General features: G+C 63.4%; 13 protein-coding genes. 10 read left to right on the top strand and 3 right to left on the bottom strand.

The features are described 5' to 3' along the window. Positions 1-220: 220 nt before the first annotated feature. The 3 genes from E3N86_RS04740 to E3N86_RS04730 all read left to right on the top strand — a co-directional run bounded on the left by E3N86_RS04740 (position 221) and on the right by E3N86_RS04730 (position 5,220). The gene (locus E3N86_RS04740) at positions 221-3,562 is read left to right on the top strand and encodes a VWA domain-containing protein (protein ID WP_134511445.1); all 3,342 of its coding nucleotides are present in this window, start codon (positions 221-223) and stop codon (positions 3,560-3,562) included. A gap of 4 nt (positions 3,563-3,566) precedes the next feature. Continuing rightward, complete coding sequence (locus tag E3N86_RS04735; protein ID WP_134511444.1) at positions 3,567-4,118, top strand: hypothetical protein; 552 nt, start codon at positions 3,567-3,569, stop codon at positions 4,116-4,118. Between the two features lie 400 nt (positions 4,119-4,518). Further along, complete coding sequence (locus E3N86_RS04730) at positions 4,519-5,220, top strand: SOS response-associated peptidase (RefSeq protein WP_134511443.1); 702 nt, start codon at positions 4,519-4,521, stop codon at positions 5,218-5,220. Between the two features lie 285 nt (positions 5,221-5,505). Here E3N86_RS04730 and E3N86_RS04725 read toward each other — a convergent pair whose 3' ends face one another. Both E3N86_RS04725 and E3N86_RS04720 read right to left on the bottom strand, forming a co-directional pair. After that, entirely contained in the window at positions 5,506-6,435 is a 930-nt protein-coding gene (locus tag E3N86_RS04725; protein ID WP_134511490.1) for an aldose 1-epimerase family protein, read from the bottom strand. A gap of 326 nt (positions 6,436-6,761) precedes the next feature. Continuing rightward, positions 6,762-7,700, bottom strand: a complete 939-nt coding sequence (locus tag E3N86_RS04720) for an NAD(P)-dependent oxidoreductase (RefSeq protein ID WP_198412877.1) — start codon at positions 7,698-7,700, stop codon at positions 6,762-6,764. A gap of 280 nt (positions 7,701-7,980) precedes the next feature. Between E3N86_RS04720 and E3N86_RS04715 the strand changes: the two genes are divergently transcribed. From E3N86_RS04715 to E3N86_RS04685, 7 genes are all read left to right on the top strand, one after another. Then, the gene (locus E3N86_RS04715; protein WP_134511442.1) at positions 7,981-8,808 is read left to right on the top strand and encodes a DeoR/GlpR family DNA-binding transcription regulator; all 828 of its coding nucleotides are present in this window, start codon (positions 7,981-7,983) and stop codon (positions 8,806-8,808) included. Positions 8,809-9,221: 413 nt separating this feature from the next. Next, positions 9,222-10,205: a carbohydrate kinase family protein gene (locus tag E3N86_RS04710; protein ID WP_134511441.1), complete on the top strand. Its 984-nt coding sequence runs from the start codon at positions 9,222-9,224 to the stop codon at positions 10,203-10,205. An 11-nt stretch (positions 10,206-10,216) separates the two neighbouring features. Further along, on the top strand, positions 10,217-11,116 hold the full coding sequence (locus tag E3N86_RS04705) for an aldolase (RefSeq protein WP_134511440.1): 900 nt from the start codon (positions 10,217-10,219) through the stop codon (positions 11,114-11,116). After that, entirely contained in the window at positions 11,116-12,420 is a 1,305-nt protein-coding gene (locus E3N86_RS04700) for an AGE family epimerase/isomerase (RefSeq protein ID WP_304990861.1), read from the top strand. The genes E3N86_RS04705 and E3N86_RS04700 overlap by 1 nt, the downstream gene beginning before the upstream one ends. Positions 12,421-12,557: 137 nt before the next feature. After that, positions 12,558-14,018: an MFS transporter gene (locus E3N86_RS04695; protein ID WP_134511439.1), complete on the top strand. Its 1,461-nt coding sequence runs from the start codon at positions 12,558-12,560 to the stop codon at positions 14,016-14,018. Further along, the gene (locus E3N86_RS04690) at positions 14,018-16,291 is read left to right on the top strand and encodes a glycoside hydrolase family 31 protein (RefSeq protein WP_134511438.1); all 2,274 of its coding nucleotides are present in this window, start codon (positions 14,018-14,020) and stop codon (positions 16,289-16,291) included. Before E3N86_RS04695 ends, E3N86_RS04690 begins: the two co-directional genes overlap by 1 nt. Positions 16,292-16,396: 105 nt before the next feature. Beyond that, positions 16,397-17,122, top strand: coding sequence for a sulfite exporter TauE/SafE family protein (locus tag E3N86_RS04685; RefSeq protein WP_134511437.1), 726 nt, complete (start codon positions 16,397-16,399; stop codon positions 17,120-17,122). Positions 17,123-17,256: 134 nt separating this feature from the next. On the opposite strand, the gene E3N86_RS04680 is transcribed toward E3N86_RS04685, so the two are convergent. After that, positions 17,257-18,753 (bottom strand): hypothetical protein, encoded by a 1,497-nt coding sequence (locus E3N86_RS04680; RefSeq protein ID WP_134511436.1) that lies wholly within the window; start codon positions 18,751-18,753, stop codon positions 17,257-17,259. Positions 18,754-18,924: the final 171 nt, after the last annotated feature.

The following is an 18,924-nucleotide window of genomic DNA, read 5'->3' as shown; positions in this document are numbered from 1 at the left end:
CGGGGACCGGGCATCGACTACCGCGAGCACCGCTGTGGCCCGCGCGGCATCGCGCTCAGTCCGGGGCTGGTAAATGAGCTGGCGGGCGTTCATCATCCGACCGTTACCCCTGAACGAGGCCTTACAACGATCGTCGTCGCTGGATAGCCTTCGTGAGAAGTCATGAGCGTTTGGGCAGCCGAAAACTAGAGGCTCCGCCCGGACACGAATATTTGGGGGAATGATGACTGGTTCACAGGTAGATCGACGCTGGTCTCGCGGGAGGCGGCTCATCGCACTGGCCGCGGCTTTGGCTGTCATATCGACGGCTATTCCAGGGATTGTTGAGCCGGCTTTCGCGGCTGAATGCACGGTGACGGGAACAGACCGTGATGACATTCTTCAGGGTACCGAAGCTGACGACGTCATCTGTGGCGGCGGCGGAGCAGACACCATTTACGGTGGCGCGGGAAATGACCGGCTCTATGGCGGCAACGGCGCCGACATCATCTTCGGCGGCGATGGTGACGACTCCATCGACGGTGAGAACGAGAACGATTCCCTCTACGGGCAGGACGGCAACGACGTCATCACTGGCCGGAATGGAGCTGACAGGCTTGATGGCGGGAACGGCGATGACAGCATCGACGGCGGCAACGACTCCGATGTTCTCCAGGGTGGTGCTGGCAGCGACAGCGTCGTCGGTGGCTCGGGAACCGACGTCATAGACGGTGGTCCGGGCGCCGACAACCTTGCTGGCGGTGACGGAGCGGACACAACGTACGGCGGGTTTGAAAACGACACGGTCGTCGGCGGTCGTGGCGACGATGCGCTGTATGGCGGTCCGGGTGACGACACGTTGGATGGTGCGTCCGGCAAGAACACGTGCGACGGAGGGACCGGAGCAAACACCTTCGCGTCGTGCTCCAGGACCCTGGACCCGGCGGGACCAGACCCGGAAGGCGAGTGGTTCGATACCGACACCGACGGCCTAATCGACGCAATCGAACTCCGCGCGAATACGGACCCGCTGGTCGCTGACACAGATGGTGACGGCCTTGCGGATGGGGCAGAACTGATGACAGTCACCGATCCGCTGAAAGCGGACACTGACGGCAACGGTATCGCGGACCCGAACGATGACCCCGACGCCGATCAGCTCACCACCGCCGACGAAATCGCACGCGGCACCAAGCCGGGGGACCCGGACACAGATCGCGACACTCTCACCGACGGTCGAGAGGTCACTCTTGGCAGCGATCCGCTGAAGCCTGACAGCGACGACGATGGCCTCTCCGACTCCGACGAAATCGAGCTTGGCAGCGATTTGCTCGTCGCGGACAGTGACGGAGACGGCGTACTAGACGGCGACGACTCCTTCACCAAGGAGTTCGCGGTCCCTGACTCCTCTGCGGTATTTCAGGCGAACGGCCTGGGACAGGCTCTCCTCGCAGTCGCCCTGACTGTTCCTCGTGACGACCGGCTACTTGACGTACCCGGTCAACGTGCCCCACCCGTGGAAGTCAACGCCCCGTTGCCATTGGAATCGGGCACGCTGCGCATCCCGTTCGACAAATCGAAGGTAGGCGCCGAGGCTGACCTTGCGGTGCTCCACTTCGATGAGACTACGCAGACCTTCGACAAGCCAGCCAACCAATCGATCGACTTCGGAACTGGCGTGGCGACCGTCACTACGTCAGCATTCTCACCGTTTGTGCTCGTGGACGTTTCCGACTTCGAAGCGATCTGGGCCAACGAGATTACCACGCCGCGCGACGGCACTGCCCTGACCAACATTGACGTTGTTCTCACCCTCGACTCATCAGGGTCCATGACCTCTAACGACCCGCGTGGAGTTCGGAAAACGGCAGCCAAGCTGTTCGTCGACGCACTCATCGGCGGCGACCAGGCAGCCGTGGTCGACTTCGACAGCCGTGCCATCCTGCGACAGCCACTCACGACCGACTTCGCGGCCGTGAAATCCGCGATCGACCGTGTGGATTCCAGCGGCGGAACCAACCTCTCGGCCGGCATGAACGCGGCCTTGAACGAACTGGACGCTCGAGGCAACCCCGACCACGAACGCGTGATCGTCTTCCTCACTGACGGCGAAGGCAGTTACTCTGCCACGTACACGGCGCGGGCGGTAAGTAGCAGCACCGTCGTTTACACAGTCGGTTTGGGGTCGGGGACCAACACCGCACTGCTGGGCCAGATCGCATCTGCAACTGGCGGTGAGTTCTATCAGGTTGAGAACGCCAGCGACCTGCCTGAGGCCTTCGACCTTATTGGTGGGGATATCGGAGCACCCGATGCCGATTCAGATGGCCTAGCGGACACGACCGAGGTAGACGGCTGGCGTGATGGTAGCGGCCGGGTCTTCCGGACGGACCCCGCCATCGCGGACACCGATGCTGATGGCCTCAGCGACGGCGAGGAAGCAGGCACACTGCTCAGCGGCGGAGCCTTCGGCAAAGGCACCTACTACGGGGCCTTCTCGGATCCCACCAAGCAGGACACTGACGGAGACTCACTGGGGGACCTCGACGAGGTCGCCGAAGGGCTCTCCGCCTGGAAAGCCGATCTCGACAATGACAAGCTCAATGACGCGGAGGAAACCCAGGCGCACAATAGCGAGGCCTTCGCAGACGATACAGACGTCGACGGTTACTCAGACCCATGGGAGATTGCCCACCAGGACGAGGGATTTGATCCTCTACTCTTCGACCCGACCATCACCGTGCTGGACTATGTCAGTGATTTCACGCGCGGCGCTCTGTGCGGCGACATCGAGATTGGACCCTTCTGCACCGCCACAACGATCGCCTTCCTCGTCGGCAACATAGCGAGCGGCGTCATCGCCATCGGCGACGTCCGCGATGCCATAGCCGGAATAGTGAAGCTCGATTTCCTCTCGGCGGCATTTAGCGCCGCCGCGCTAATCCCGTTCGTCGGTGATGCGGCAGCCGGCATCAAGAAATACGACAACTTCATCAAGGCCGCCGACGAAATTCCCTCGGGCGCTGCTCTTCGGTCCGCAATGAAGGATGTGAGCACGCCCACCTCAGCCAAGATGGATTTGCTGCGGAAGGTGTCGCCGCGAGCGGTCGATCGACTGAAAGGCGCCGACATCCCCGATTTAACCATCGTCCGGTTCGCAACCCGAGCGATCAGTGCGAAACACTTCGACGACATGGTGTCGGCCGCAAGCGACATCAGGAAAGCACCGAGCACCTTCCGTTATGAGCGGGATGCCGAGAAGTTCCTGCGGGACCAAACGCCCGGCGCATTGCCGACACAAATCCTCAGCGAAGCCAACGACCGGAAGATCAAACGGTTCTACGATGTAGTCGTAGCGAACCTCGGTTTCGCCGATGAGATCAAGCACGGGCGCGCAAGTGGAATTGGACGCGCGGCGATTCAGGCCACCAAGGACGCGGCTATGGTTGCAGACCCCAATAGCCCGGTCAACAAAGTCACTTGGCAATTCTTCACCAGTTCTAACAACACGATCGGACCGGATCAGCGTCTCTTGGATCTGCTGGGAGAGCTCAACCTGCCGTTCGTCCTGTGGGTAGCCTGATTCTATGCTGATCCTAATGACCGCTTCAGGGGCGGAGATAGCGCATGCACACGATGCCTATGTGAACGGAGTGCGCGATGCCCAACTGCGCATTCGGGAGCATCTTCGCGAGACCGGCGGCCCGATTGCCGATGGGTCCTTGGACAGCCTGGTCGAAGTAGGCTCATGGTTCTTCGCGCAGTTGCCCGAGAGGAGTGAGACATCATCCTCGGAATGGATACCTCCATGGTGGAATCCCGCTGACCCGCCCGCTGAGGCAGAGGGTGGAAATGTGTCGCCTTTCACTCGGCAACAGCTACGGCTCATCGACGAGATGCATGCGTATGTCGCCGAAGTACTCATGAGACATGTTCCCGGGGCGGAATGGATTGTGTTCAAGGGGAGCAGGAAGAACATCCGGTACGGAACGACTGTCCTGAGAGTGAGCGGTCGCCGGCAGTTCTATCCGTTATCCCTTGTTTACAACTCGGCCATCAATGTTGTGCTGCTGGACAAGCCCGTGAGCTCGACGATTTTCTACGACGAGGTGAGACGAGCCATCGATGATGTGGAGTGACGGAACTGAGCCCGCGCTACAGATGGTGCGAAAGCCGTTGCTCAAAGAGCTCTTAGTGGTTGCTTGAAGGAATGAGCGCGGAGGTCTACTCCGATAGGGGGCATGGATTTCCACATGATGGGCGCGGAAGCCGCTGCGGCCCGTGCTTCGCTCTGCTGGATCATTTAGGCCAAGCCTGTGCACGCGTAGTGTGTCCGACATGGACGACGACCTGGGTGTGCCGAACTGCGAACGATGCCTGGTGCCTATGCCGATCGAGGGCACAGATGAAGGCCCCTACTGGTGCTGTCCCGAGTGCCGCATCGTTCGGCTCGCATGACGTCCCTTCAGCGATCGCGCTCAGAAGATGACGGGAAGATGCCGTTGCTGACGAGGCCGGGGGAGAGCTAGTTTCAACTGCATGTGCGGTAGATACGTGGTTCCCAATACGACAGAGGAGCTGCTGAGCCTTTTCGACGCCACCGGCGCCAATGCGGCTGACTGGCAGCCCTCGTACAGTGTCGCCCCCACGGACCCGGCACCCATCGTGCGCGAATGGATCCACGACGAAACACTGAACCGGGACGTGGACCTGGCATCGTGGGGATTGAAGCCGGGCTGGGCGAAGCCGGGTGGCCCGGCCCCCATCAACGCGCGCCTGGAATCGGTGGCCAGTAACGGCATGTTCCGCAGCGCGTTCGCAAGGCAACGGTGCCTGGTGCCCATGGCCGGCTACTACGAGTGGCAGCAGATGGACGACGGCAAGCAGCCCTACTTCCTCCACGGAGATGGCGATGTGCTGGCCGCGGCCGGCCTCTACGCGGCTCGCCAGGAGGACGAAGTGTGGAAGATCTCGTTTACGATCATCACGCGCGCAGCACGGGACGCGTCCGGAGAGATCCACGACCGCATGCCCGTTTTCTTGACCCCGGACGTGTGGGGCCAGTGGCTGAGCCCGGAGAAGATCAGCGACAAGGAAGAGGCGCTCTCAATGTTGGACCGCAGCTCCGTTGCGGTCGCCAAGACCGTGACGGCGTACCCGGTGTCCGGGGTGGTGAACAACGTCCGCACCCTAGATAGCGAGGATCCGCGATTGATCGAACCGATTACTCTGGCCTCGTAGGCAGCGGGCTCGCCCGTTTCGCGTGACGACATGTGTGTCGAGTCCCCTGCGACCTACCCATGCGTTGCGGGCGGCCGAGATGGCCTTCCGGCCCGATGCGTCCAGTGACTGAGCACGGAATCGCAATCTCTGTGCAACGTCGACGCCGAGTCTGAGTGCGCGAGAGCCGTCCAATCCCTTCAGGCACGGAGCGGGTGTTCGGCTCCCTGTATGCCTGAAAGAGGGTGTGACAGCTTGATCAGTTACTGGCGCCTGTCGCTTCAATTCGGGAGCGACCTCGCCTAGCTAGTCGATTGCTCGAATGGTCCAGGAAGCGCGTGTGGAGTCTGCTGGCTCAAGGACCTTCAGGTTCACTCCGGAGTTGAAGGCATCGGGCGGGCAGGTCATTGGTTCGACGGCTAGTCCAATCCTGTCAATCGAGGGTATGGGTTTGTCGGCTGTATGCATGTGCACCCAGGGGCATTCACTGCCCCAGCTCAGTGCCACTCCACTGCCCGCGTTCGTCGTCACTCGAACTGTCGCTGTGTTTTCCTCGTCCCGGTCGAGGCCTGTGAAGGCGTGGTCGATGAACGTGTCATCGATAGCCCGTGGCGTGCGGAAGTCAAAGGTTGCAAGATCGACGGCATCGACGGCACGAAGGCGCAGGGGAATGAGACGGTCTGGAGTCACTGTCAACACTTGCCGGGCCGGGAGTCCGAGCGTCCAGTCGTTGACGCGGCCCTCGCCGGCGACGAGGTAGGGGTGCGCGGCAACACCAAAAGGAGCGGCAGTCGGCCCGGTATTCACTGCTACCACTGTCGTTCGAAGGCCCCCGGCGTCAAGCGCAAACTCCACCTCCATCGTCACCTGGTGGGGGTACCCAAGTTGCGCCTCGACGGTTGCCTCTAGGACGAGCCGATCGGACGTCTGCCTGACCACAGTGAAGTTCAGCCAGGCCACGAGCCCATGGATCGCGTGTCTCCTCAATGGCTCGGTGATGCTGAGCTGTTGCTCGACGCCACCGAATGTGTACTTTCCATCCACGACTCGGTTCGGCCACGGTGCCAGGATGGCGCCGCGAAAGAAGGGTCGCACCTCATTGGCGTCGAACGGCACGATGAGGTTACGTCCGTGATATTGAAGCGATCGAAGGCTCGCGCCGATGCTCGCGATCGAGGCGGTGTAGCCGTGAGCCTCGAGAACGAATTGGGTTCCTGACAGTGGCCTCAGGGACATGGAGTGCGGCGGCCGCAAATGTCGGATACCCGACGAGCTGCCACCCCGGGGAGGATGCGAGCCAGCCTGTTCACGTGCTCTGAAGGTGTTTGGGAGGCTCGAATCGTCGATGTTGTCCCCTTTGTCGTGAAGTGTTGTCATTGGTTAGAGAGGACGTGCGCCCTCTCGAGCTCGAAGCCGGTTCGTGAACGGCGCCGTCGAAACTCAGCGGCGGCTCGGCCGCTGGCTCCCTGGTCTCGCTGCACCTCATCAGCACCGACGGCGCCCCCAAAGCTTCGTTTTGGTCAGCCCGGGGCGAGCCGGGGAGTGGGACGCCCTCGTACCGCTTACCTCGCGGCGCGATTCCCTCGAGCCACCCGCTGTGGGTCGAGTGGCTCAACGATTGCGGCGGCATCCAGTGAACCGTGGCCGGAGGCACTTGCAGTAGTGAATGCGGACAGGGAGGCCGCGGCCATGGGGGTTGGGACGTGCCACTCGGCGGCGGCGTTGACCGAGAGTCGCAAGTCTTTGGCAGCCATGTCGACTGCGAACCTTGGGGCGAGGTCGTCCTCGACCATCCAATCAAGACGGAGGTCTGCCTGAACAGACCAGCCCCCGGTCGTGCGCAGTGCCTCCGTGAACATGTCAGCGGGAATCCCTGCGCGTCGGGCGAGGACATACCCTTCCGCGAGGACTGCGAGGTTGCTCATCCCGACAAGGTTGGAGACGAGCTTGAAGATCGTAGCTCCTTCGACGGACCCCATGTCGTAGACATTGTTCGATAGCACCTTCAACAGTGGAGAGAGGCGCTCGATGTCCTCGGGAGTACCGCCAACGAAGGCGGGAATCTCGCCCTTCTCGGCATGGGCCGGCGTCTTGCCCACCGTGCAGGCAACGAAGGACGCGGACGTGGAGGATGCGATCATGTCGCTGATTCGACGAGAAGTCGTGGGGTCGATCGTTGAAAGATCGACCGCAATGGAACCGGCGGCGAGATTCGGGGCCTGCTCAACCCAAAACTTCTCCACCAGCTCGGGCGTTGGTAGCGATGTAAACACCACAGCGGACCCGGTGACAGCATCCGTCGCGGAGAGAGCAGCGACGGCACCGGCCCCGCGAGCACGGTCAATCGCCGGGCCGGACAGGTCGAACACGCGCATGGCCCATCCAGCCGTGGCGAGGTTTCGGGCGATGGCTCCACCCATGGCTCCCAGGCCCACGAAACCGATGCTGTCGCTGGGGACGATGGGGCTCATCGTTGTGGGCAACTGAATCTGACTGGGCATCCTTGCTCCTCCATAAAAGCAGCGCGAATACTGGGCTGCCACAAGATGCGGCACCGAGCTGCGCTGCCTGTTCGACTATAGCCCTTGTTTGGGACCGTGCGCACAACATTGTGTTGTTTATCTACCAGAAATTCGGTGGTGAGTCACGATTGCAATCAAGTTAACGAAGAAGTATCGCTTTGCCGCATTGGGACAACTGGAGCACTAGTTTGTGAGAAGATTGTGAAATTCCTCCGGTTTGATTTAAAGTTGTTAGTCCAATCGAAAGGAAGTCAGCGAAATGAGCGCTCAACCCATGCGCTATACGGGGGCACCCGAGCGCCGTGCGGCAATCGTTGAAGGCCTTCGCGCGACTGGTTTCGCCTCAATTGCAGTGCTTTCACAACGCCTCAGTGTCTCGGAGATGACCGTCCGGCGTGATGTCCGGCGGCTTCAAGAGGACGGGGAAGCGGTCGCTGTGCATGGTGGCGTTCGGCTTCGACGTGCTGAAACGGATGACGACCCGAATGCTCCGGGATACAACGGACGAGAGAGCGCCCGGAATGCTGCCAAACGAACGGTTGGCCAATCCGCAGCCGCGTGTGTGCTGCCCGATGACGTGATTGCCATTGATGCCGGCACGACGACGATCGAGCTCGCACGAGCTCTCTCCTCAGATTTCCATGGGACGGTCATCACCCACTCGCTCCCAGTAGTCAACCGCCTCCTCGACCAGCCGCCCGTGACTGTGATCGCGCTGGGTGGTGACTTGCACCGTGCAAGTCGCGCCCTCGTCGGTTCGGCAACCGTCGAAATGGCGCACCGCTACCGTGTCCGAACCTTTTATCTGGCTGCCGCAGCAGTGGACGAGCGTGGCGTTTATGCCTCCGCGGATGTCGAAAGGCTCGTCAAACTGGAACTCATGGATATCGCTGACCGTGTCGTGCTGTTGATTGACCACGGCAAGTTCTCGGCTCGCGGGCCGGTCTTTCTCTGCGACTGGGGCCGGCTGTCCGCTGTGGTGACGGATCGCCAACCTCCCGCTGGTATTGCTGAGCGACTCCAGGCGGACGGCATCGAGATCGTTCTGCCCAATGAGTCAGAGCGCACTAACGCTGCAACATTCTGAATCGACACTTCGACACTTCGCCACTGAAGGTCCCCATTTGATCGAGGGGTTCTCGGTCCCCTCCGCGCAGGAATGCTCTGTCTCGCGCATGAAGTGTGCACTTTTTGCGCTGACTTCTGGTCGAAAGCCTTGTCCAACGATCAGAAACGCACGAATGTAACATTCTTCACAAATTCGTGCTCCAGTGCTTTGGCCCACCACTGGGCCTCATTCAGGGACAAACGCCGCAACTGCATGCCCGTGGCGGAGCTCAGCGCGCATGCTTCCGTGTCGCCATTCGCGAGTTTGTTGTGAAACCAACAGATCTTTGTGTTTGTATTCCCACAAACTGGGGTAGAGTCAACAACTGGCGCAGCGAGTCACCCAGAATCAGTGGCGACCCGGTCCTCGCGCTACTTTTGGGAGGAGCAAGGATGCCCAGTCTGTTTCAGGTTGTCTGCGTCGGAGTCGTGACCATCGACGCCCTGGCGCTCGTGGACCGATACCCGGCCGCGGACGAACGCGTTGTCGGTGACCAGATCGCCATTGTGGGGGGTGGGCCGGCAGCTAACGCCGCCGTTGTGCTCGCACGCCAAGGCATTTCGGTGGCCTTTGTCGGCCGCGTGGGTGCCGACCCGGAGGGTGAGCAGGCGGTGCGGCTGCTCGAGATGGAGGGCGTCGACGTCTCAGCTGTCCTGCGCGATCCAGGCGCTCCGACTCAAACGTCGTGTGTCGTGGTTGCAAAAGAATCCAAGACGCGTGCAATTTCCACTCTGACGGTTCCGCCACTGCCGTCGCTCGCTGACATGGGCTCCAGGGCGGTTGAGCTCGTCACGGCGGCCGAGTGGGTTCATGTCGATCACCTCGGGTTCGGCCCCGTCGCCGAACTGTTCGGCACGATGAGTCCCCCGAGTCGTCCACGCCTCGCGGTCGACGCCGGCAACCCGATTGCAGGGCTTGATATCTCCCTGCTTGACCTTTACGTCCCCACAGCCGCGTCGCTGGCTGCGCAGTATGGCCAGTTGGAAACTGCCGAGGGCGTCGAAAAGGCTGCCGGTCTTGCGCTCGCTGAGGGAGCCCGGGCGGTCGTTGCGACGAGCGGTTCCGATGGATCGACGGCCTGGTGGTCGGCGGAATTCGCGAAAGGCACCAACCCGGGCCCGGTGCACGTGCCGGCATCGGGCGGAATCGAGATCATGTCCACCTTGGGTGCCGGTGACGTGTTCCACGGCGCCTTGCTCTCTGCCATCTGCCGCGGCTTGGACTGGCCTGAGGCACTTCGGCAGGCCAATGACACCGCGGCGCTGTCCTGCCGCGCCCTCGACGGACGCAGCGCCGTGCCGACCCTTGATGAACTCTTCCAGCTTTACGTCGGGCAACCAGAGCGCGGCGTGCTCACCCACAACTCGAACTCATAGGAGACCAGAAAATGACCCCCACACCGACCCTCACGACCCCCACCGCCACGCTGCAGGACATCGCACGCCCCTCAGGTGGATTCGCGATGCTCGCCGTTGACCAGCGGGAGGCGCTCCGCAACATGTTCGCGGCCGCCGGCGCCGCAACACCGGTCAGCGACCAGACCCTCACGGATTTCAAGGTGCAGGCAACCCGGATCATCAGCCCGTACGCATCGGGTGTCCTCGTTGACCGGCAGTTCTCGTATGACGCCGTGCTCGCCGCCGACGCCGTCGACCCGTCGTGTGGGCTCATTGTTGCCGCGGATGACTTCCTGCCCGGCAACGGAATCCCTGTCGACAGCGTGCAGATCGACCGCGCCATCGACCCCGCGGCCCTTCGGGCAGCTGGCGTGAAGGCGCTCAAGCTGCTCGTTCTGTGGCGCTCCGACGAGCCGGCCGAGCAGCGGGTGGCGATGGTCTCCGAGTTCGGCGCGATGTGCCGCGACGCGGGACTCTTGAGCATCATCGAGCCGGTCGTGCGGCCTCCCCGCCGTGGCGCAGACTTCGACAAGGAAGCCGCGATCATCGCTGCCGCCACCGAGCTCGGCGACACCGGAGCCGCCCTTTACAAGGGCGAGATGCCCTACGGGGCACAGGCCGAGGACAAGACGCTCTTCGACGCATGCCGTCGGCTTGACGGTGAGCTGAACATGCCGTGGGTCATCCTCTCCTCGGGAGTCGACGCGGACATCTTCGGGAAGGCCGTGCGGATCGCCGTCTCGGCAGGTGCCTCCGGGTTCCTGTCCGGCCGCGCCGTCTGGGCATCCGTCGTGGGGGCCACGGACCCCGCCACCATGCTGCGGGATGTCTCGGTGCCGCGGCTCAAGCGACTCGGCGAGATCGTCGACGAAGCTCTGGCGGCCCGCTGATGACCACCACGGAGCAGATCAGCACCCAGGTCACCCAGGAAGACGTGATGAATCCACTCCTGAACTGGATCGGGATGCCGGCACACAACCGCTGGCTCGAGACCGAACTGGACCGGATCCTCGAGTTCGGGCGCAACGGTAAGGTTTCCAACGGTTTCGGCTGGATCAGTAACACCGGCGGCATCCGTGAGGAGATGGGCACTCATCTGTGGATCACCGCGCGGATGGTTCACACCTACGCGGCGGCGGCCGTCCTGGGCCGCCCGGGGGCACGAAGCCTGGCCGCCCACGGCATCGAGTGCCTGACCAACGGCATCCTTCGTGACCGCGTGAACGGCGGCTGGTTCGCCTCGGTGGCGAACGAGGGCGACCAGGTCGTCGACCGCAAGAAGGAGGCCTACGCGCACATGTTCGTCGCGCTGGGTGCGGCGAGCGCGACCGCCGCCGGCATTCCCGGCGCGCGGGAGCTGCTCGACCTGGCTATCGACGTCGTCAACACCCACTTCTGGTCCGACACGGAGAACATGTGTCTGGACAACTGGGACGAGGCCTTCACCGAGTGCGACGACTACCGCGGCGGCAACGCCAACATGCACGCCGTCGAAGCGTTCTTGATCCTCCATGACGTCACTCACGACGACGTGTGGCTGGACCGCTCGATTTCCATTGCGTCGTTGCTCATCCACAAGGTGGCCCGAAGCAACCACTACCGAGTCAATGAGCACTTCGACCAGCAATGGAATCCGATGCTCGACTACAACAAGGACGCGCCCGGCGATCGGTTCCGCGCCTTCGGCGGCACACCGGGTCACTGGGTCGAGTGGGGCCGCCTCCTGGTGCAGCTTCGCGCCACGATGCTGGCCGAGGGCAAGACCCCGCCGGTCTGGCTCGTTGAGGACGCCGAGGGGCTGTTCAACAGTGCCGTCCGTGACGCCTGGTCGACCGATGGCGGCCCCGGCTTCGTCTACTCGGTCGATTGGGAGGGCAAGCCGGTGATCCGCTCGCGGATCCGGTGGGTCATCGTCGAGGCGATCGGCTCGGCCTACGCCCTGCACCAGGTGACCGGCGACGCCAGGTACGCCAGTTACTACCAGGAGTTCTGGGACTACTGCCGCGACTACCTGATCGACTACGAGACCGGATCCTGGTGGCAGGAGCTGAACGAGAAGAACGAGGTCTCTAGCCTGGTCTGGAACGGCAAGCAGGACATCTACCACCTGCTGCACTGCCTGCTGGTCCCCCGCCTGCCACTCACACCCGGTCTGGTCCCCGCGCTTGCTAAGGGGTTGCTCGACCAGATCTAGAACCGCGCATCCGCCACCCAACAACGCACAACCAAAGCTCGAAAGCATCATCGCGCCACCACTTGGCGCGTGCGAAACCCAACTTCGTCGTGGCCCCACCCGGGGCCACGGCGGTCATCAAAGAAGAGGACAAAAAAATGGGAGTTTCCACACAGACGGGCGAGGCCACTAGAACGGGCCTGCAGCCGGTCCTCAGCCTCAGGGAGAAGCTCGGCTACGGGTCCGGCGACGTCGGATTCAATTTCCTGTTCGATATGGGGCAGCTGTACCTGCTGAAGTTCTTCACCGACGCGCTCGGTATCAATCCCGCTATCGCGGGCACCATCTTCCTGGTCGCCAAGATCTGGGACGCCTTCGCCGACGTCGCGGTGGGCACCTGGGTGGACAACCGCACCAAGCTCGGCAAACGCGGTAAGTACCGCTCGTTCATCTTCTACGCGACCATCCCGCTTGCGCTGATGCTGATCGCGTCGTTCCAGATTCCCGACTTCTCCCTGACCGGACGCACCATCTGGGCCTTCGCCGTCTACATGCTGTTCGGCACCGTCTACTCGATCGCGAACATTCCCTACGGCGCCTTGGTGCCGGCGATGACCCGCAACCTGCAGGAGCGCTCAGTGCTGTCCTCGCTCCGCCAGGGTGGAGGCACGCTCGGCCTGCTGATCTCGACGGTGGTGTTCTGGCCGATCGTGAACGCTTTCGAGGACCAGGCCCAGGGCTACACCGTGGCCGTGACGGTGTTCGCCATCGCCGGCGCCGTGATGATCTACGTGATGTACAACAACGTGCAGGAGCGTTTCGTCGGCAGCCCACAAACTGTGCAGACCGCCGCTCCCAAGGTGCCGCTGTCGAAGCAGTACCGCCTGCTCTTCTCGAACCGCCCGCTGATGGGTCTGTGCCTGGCCAACCTGGCCATCTTCTCCGCCTTCAACGTGCGCATTGCGGTGCAGGTGTACTTCACCGAGTACAACCTGGGTGACACCTGGGCACTCTCGTTCATCGGCCTGTTCGCGATCGCCTGGGTCTTCCCCGGCGTCGCGGTGACCCCCTGGCTGACCCGGCGCATCGGCAAGCGCCAGACTTACATCCTGGGCTGTTCCATCTGGTTCGTCGCCGACTTCCTCGCCTTCTTCGTGGTGCATGACACGTTGTCGCTGGTGATCTTGTCCAGCTTCACCTTCTTCGGCAGTGCGCTGCCGAACAGCCTCAACTGGGCCATGGTGTCCGACACTGTGGAATACGGGGAGTGGAAGTCCGGCATCCGCAGCGAAGCCCTCACCTATTCGGCGTTCACCTGGTTCCGCAAGCTGTCCCAGGCCATCGCCGGCTTCATTCCCGGCGTGGTGCTGGCCCTCGTCGCCTACGCCCCCAACGTGGCACAACAGTCCGAACGTGCCCTGTTCGGCATCCGTGCATTGATGTTCCTCTACCCGATGGCCATGTCGATCTTCGCGATCATCGCCATCTGGTTCGTCTACAAGATGTCCGACGAGCGCTGCGTGGAAATTCAGGAGGAATTGGGTGTTCGACACGCCGAGCGGGATGCCGGCGACGGATCCGACTCCCCTGATCTGACCGGAACCCTGGTGACCAAGTAATGATCGACACCAAGACCGAACCGTACATTCTCAAGTACGTCGGCGGCGTCACCGAGACCGAGCATGGCGTCGACTTCCTCGTGACCGGCATGGCGGCGAAAGCCCTGCCGGGCATACCCGGGTGGATGACCGGCGAATCTTCGGAGGAGCAAGGCATCGAGACCACGATGCCGAACCTGCCCAAGGACCTGCAGCTTCCAGGCCTGGACCAGATCGAGTACCGGTGCCGGGTGCTGGCCCTCGGGCCGGAGACCGTGAGAGTGGCGATCGCCCCGGCCGAGCACCAGATGTGGCGTGAAGCCGAGGTGTGGCCCGGCATCATGGTCGCCGCGACCAACGGCGACCAGAGCACGCAGCTTCGGGACACCGGCGACGCGCTGGAGATTCGACTGTCCGGTGCCACGCTGCGGATCGGCAAGGCTCCCCTCACCCTGGCGCTATTCCGCGACGGGACCCAGCTGCTGCGCACCGGGGAACGGCTCCGTCAGGTGGCCGGCTTCCCGATGGCGCCGCCCGTGATCGTGCACAACGGCAGCATCAACCTCAACCTGGAGATGGGCGTCGGCGAGAAGATCTTCGGCTTCGGCGAGCAGTTCTCCCGGTTCGAGAAGAGCGGCCAAGAGCTTGTTCTGGAGGTCAATGACGCGCTCGGCACCGGCACCGGGCTGGCCTACAAGCCGGTGCCGGTGTGGCACTCCACCGCGGGCTATTCCGCCTTCGTCAACACCGGCGCGACCCTCACCGCCGACGTAGGCCACCGGCGGCCCAGCGTGCTCGGGATCACGCTGGAGGATGCCGGCCTCGACCTGATCCTGTTCGCCGCGGCATCCGTCGAACAGCGGTTGGTCGACTACACGGCGTTGACCGGCCGGGCCAAACGGCCGCCGCTCTGGGCGTTCGGATATTGGATGGGACGGTGCCGTTATCACAGCGACACGGAGATGCTCGCCGTCGGCAACACCATGCGGCAACACCAGGTGCCAGGTGACGTTCTCCACCTCGACCCAGACTGGCTGGTCGTTGACCGGCTCAACACCGACTTCATCTGGAACAGCGACCGTTTCGGCGATCGCGGCGCCTTCGTCGACGGCCTCGGCTCGCTGGGATTCCGGCTGTCGATGTGGGAGCTGCCCTATCTGGATCCGGCCTCGCCGCTGTTTAGAGAAGCCGACGACGGCGGCCACCTGCTGCGGATGCCGGACGGCCGACTGGCCGAGATCCAGGGCACTCCGACCCCCGATGGTCGAATGCGCGCCCTATTCGACGTCACCAACCTGGCCACCGCGCAGTGGATCCTGGACAAGCAAAAGCCCTTCTTCGACGACGGTGTGGCCGTCATCAAGACCGACTTCGGCGAAGGCTGCCCCTCAGGCGCCGCCGCCGCCGACGGAACGCCCGGCAATTACATCCACAACCTCTACCCGCTGCGCTACAACGGTCTGTTCTCCGACACCATCGGCACCCTCACCGGTCGCGCACCGCTGGTGTGGGGGCGCAGCGGCTGGGCCGGCTCGCAACGCTACCCTGGCCAGTGGGGCGGGGACGCCGAGTCCACAGTGGTGGGGATGCAGGCCACACTGCGAGGCGGCCTGTCGTATGCTACCTGCGCGCCGGGCTACTGGAGCCATGACATCGGCGGCTTCTACGGCCCGGAGCTCACACCCGGCCTGTACATCCGCTGGACCCAGTTCGGCGCCTTCTCCCCCCTGATGAGGGCGCACGGTCTACGGCCCCGGGAGCCCTGGGAGTTCGGGCCGGACGCGCTTGACGTCTGCCGCGATTGGATCCGACTGCGCTATTCCCTGCTGCCCTACCTGTGGCAGGTGGGCGCCGAGGTCGAGACCGACGGGCTTCCGTTCATCCGCCCACTGTGCTTCCACTACCCCGACGACCAGGTCGCGCTGTCGATCGACGACGAGTACCTGCTCGGCGGCGACCTCCTGGCCGCGCCGGTGATGGACGACGGAATGGAGCCGGTCACCAGGAGGATCTACCTGCCGGCCGGAACCTGGTACGACTTCTTCACAGACGAGCGCTTCGAAGGCCCGACGTTCATCGAGCGTCAGGTGTCGATCGAAGAGATGCCGGTCTTCGTGCGCTCCGGCGGCGTCGTGCCACGCGTGCCGGTCACCCCGGATACCCGCAACACCGACGACCTTCGCGGCCAGCCGTGGACCGTGCACGTGTGGGGCGACGTGGCACAGGAGGCAATCGACAGCCTCGAGGGGTTCGACGGCCCGGCACCCATCGCCGAGATCGTCCGCCATGGGTGATCCCCGCCGCCCGCGCGACCTTCCGCCTCGGTGCCCGAAAGCAGCCGAGGCGGGGGGCGCCCGGGCGCCGCGGGGCAACCCCGGCCCAGCCGCACAGGACGTCTGATGGATATGCTCACTCTCGTCGGTGTCAGTGTCGTCTTGTTTTTCGGTTCCTTCATTCAGCGGGTCACCGGGATGGGTTTGGCCCTGGTCGCCGCCCCCTTCCTGGTATTGCTTTTGGGCAGTGTGACCGGAGTCCAAACCCTGCAGATGGTCGGACTCGGAGTGTGTCTGGTCAGTGCGATCACGCTGTGGTCCGACGTGAACTTCCGTGTCGCGGCGCTGTTGCTGGTGACTTCCGCGATCGGGCTCGTCCCCGGGACATGGATCGCAAAGTCGCTGCCGGCCAGCTGGCTCGGTATCCTCATCGGTACCGTGACTCTCGCTGCTCTGGCCGCGACGGTATTCCTGCGCAGAAGCAGGGTCTTCGTGGGAGCACGGGGCACCGGAATCGCCGGCGCCCTCTCCGGCTTCATGAACGTGACCGCAGGCGTGGGCGGCCCGCCAATCGCTATCTACGCCAACTCCACCGACTGGGAGTACAAAGAGTATCTGGCCACTGTTCAGCTTTACTTCGCCGGCCTCAACGCTCTGTCCCTGCTCGCACGGGGAGTGCCCGACCTCCCGACGGCAGGATGGGCGGTCGCGGCCGGCTCCGCGGTGGCAGGTGTCGTGATCGGAAACCTCCTCAGTTCAACCATCAACGAGTCGATCGCGAAAAAGGCCGTCCTGGCCATCGCCGGCATCGGCTCCCTGGCCACAGTGCTCCAGGGCGTATTGACTCTCTAGCATGACCAACGAAAGCCAGCACGATTTTCGAATGTCAAAGACATGATCCGCCCAATCGCTGTGATGGTCACTGGCCCGAGCTCAAGGATCGCCCGCGTGATGTTTTCCGCCTAATTCGGCGTGGCGAGAGAGAGTCAGGCTCTCCGCCGCCACATCTGGATGACGTTGTCCGCAGCCTCTGCCTCGACCACCACCCGCTCCCGTTCTCGCTCCGCAGCCTGGCGGGCCCGGACTTTCCCTGCCACGTCGAGCAGGTCCCACATCTGATCACCGGTCACTGAGACCCCGCGGGCGCCGGTGCGCCGGGTTCGGCCGCGGATCAGCGCGTAGTGGGTGCGGAACACGGGCGCCCCGATCTGCGCTTGTGCGTCGTGGAAGAACACCACATTGGATACCGGCCCGCTTCCGTCGTCGAGGGAGAGGAAGACGACGCGTTTGCCGCTTCGCATCGGGGGAGTGTGGGTGGCGCGGCGGACCCCGGCGACGAGGACTTCGGTGCCGCCGGGCAGGTTCACGAGCTCCGACGAGGGGGTGACTCCGAGTTCTTTGAAGAGGGGGTAGAACCGGGTCATTTGGTGCTGGCTGACGGCGAGGCCGAGGTCTCTGAGTTCCACGTCTGTTTGGGTGCGGCCGCGGAGATCGAGGGCGGTCACGAACGGGGAGAAGTCAGGCAGCGGCAGCTCAATGTCGAAAGCTAGCTGGTTGGGTCCGACGGGGAGGGCGCGGCCGCCGAGGCCCTGGATGTGGGCGAGCAGGTCGCCGCGGCGGGCCCGGTTGTAGCCGATGAACGAGTCGAGGGCTCCGACCCGGGCCAGGGCTTCGAAAGTGCGGCGGCGCGGCCGCACCCGGTCCCGGAAGTCCTGCAACGACGAGAACGGTTGATGTTCCGCGATCCGCTGCCGCCCGAGCGCACTGGATCCGGCGAGTTCGGGCAGGGCGAGGCGGATAGCGAGGCGCCCGTCGTCCAGCTGTTCCACCCGGTAGTCCAACGCGGATCTTTTGACGTCGAGGCCGAGGATGGGGACGCCGAGGTTCCGGGCTTCGGCGACAATCAGGTCTTTGGGCCACATGCCGGGGTCGTGGGTGAGGAGCCCGGCGAAGAACGTGGCCGGGTGATGGGTTTTCAGCCAGGCGCTCTCATAGGTGGTCCGGGCGAACGCGGCCCCGTGCGCTTTGGCGAACCCGAAGCTTCCGAAGCCGGAGAGCACCTTCCACGCCCGGTCGACGACGGGGGCCGTGAACCCGCGGGTGGCGGCCTGCTTTCGCACGTACGCTTCGATCTCGGCGAGGTCACCGGATTTCCCGAGGTGCCGGCGGAACACGTCGGCTTTGCCCATCCCGCAGCCGGTGAGCTCGTCGAAGAGTCGCATCACCTGTTCGTGGAAGACGACGACGCCGTTGGTTTCGGCGAGGAAGGGTTTGAATCGCGGGTGCATGTGGTCGGGCGCGACTTCCCCGTGCCGTGCCTTCAAATATTGCAGGGGCATGTTTGCTTGCATGGGTCCGGGGCGGAACAGGCTGATCTCGACGGTCAGGTCGTTGAACACTTCTGGTTGGAGTTTCCCGATCAGTTCCATCTGTCCGGGGGATTCCAATTGGAAAACGCCGAGGGTGCGGGTGGTGCGGAGCATTTCGTAGGTGGGGGGTAAAAAACCACCCCTTTGAACCGAGATGATGCTGAAATATTTGTCACTATCTGCCCGAGAATGACTCGTGTCGGATGGCGCGCGTCCGCGGCCAGGGGTGTGACTGAGGACCGCCTGGAAGGACACGGTTCCGGCGACCCAGCAGCCGAGACCGGT

Origin of the sequence: Cryobacterium sp. Hz7, from assembly GCF_004402815.1 — a bacterium.
Lineage (GTDB): Bacteria > Actinomycetota > Actinomycetes > Actinomycetales > Microbacteriaceae > Cryobacterium > Cryobacterium sandaracinum.
This window is presented reverse-complemented; position numbering and strand designations above follow the sequence as displayed.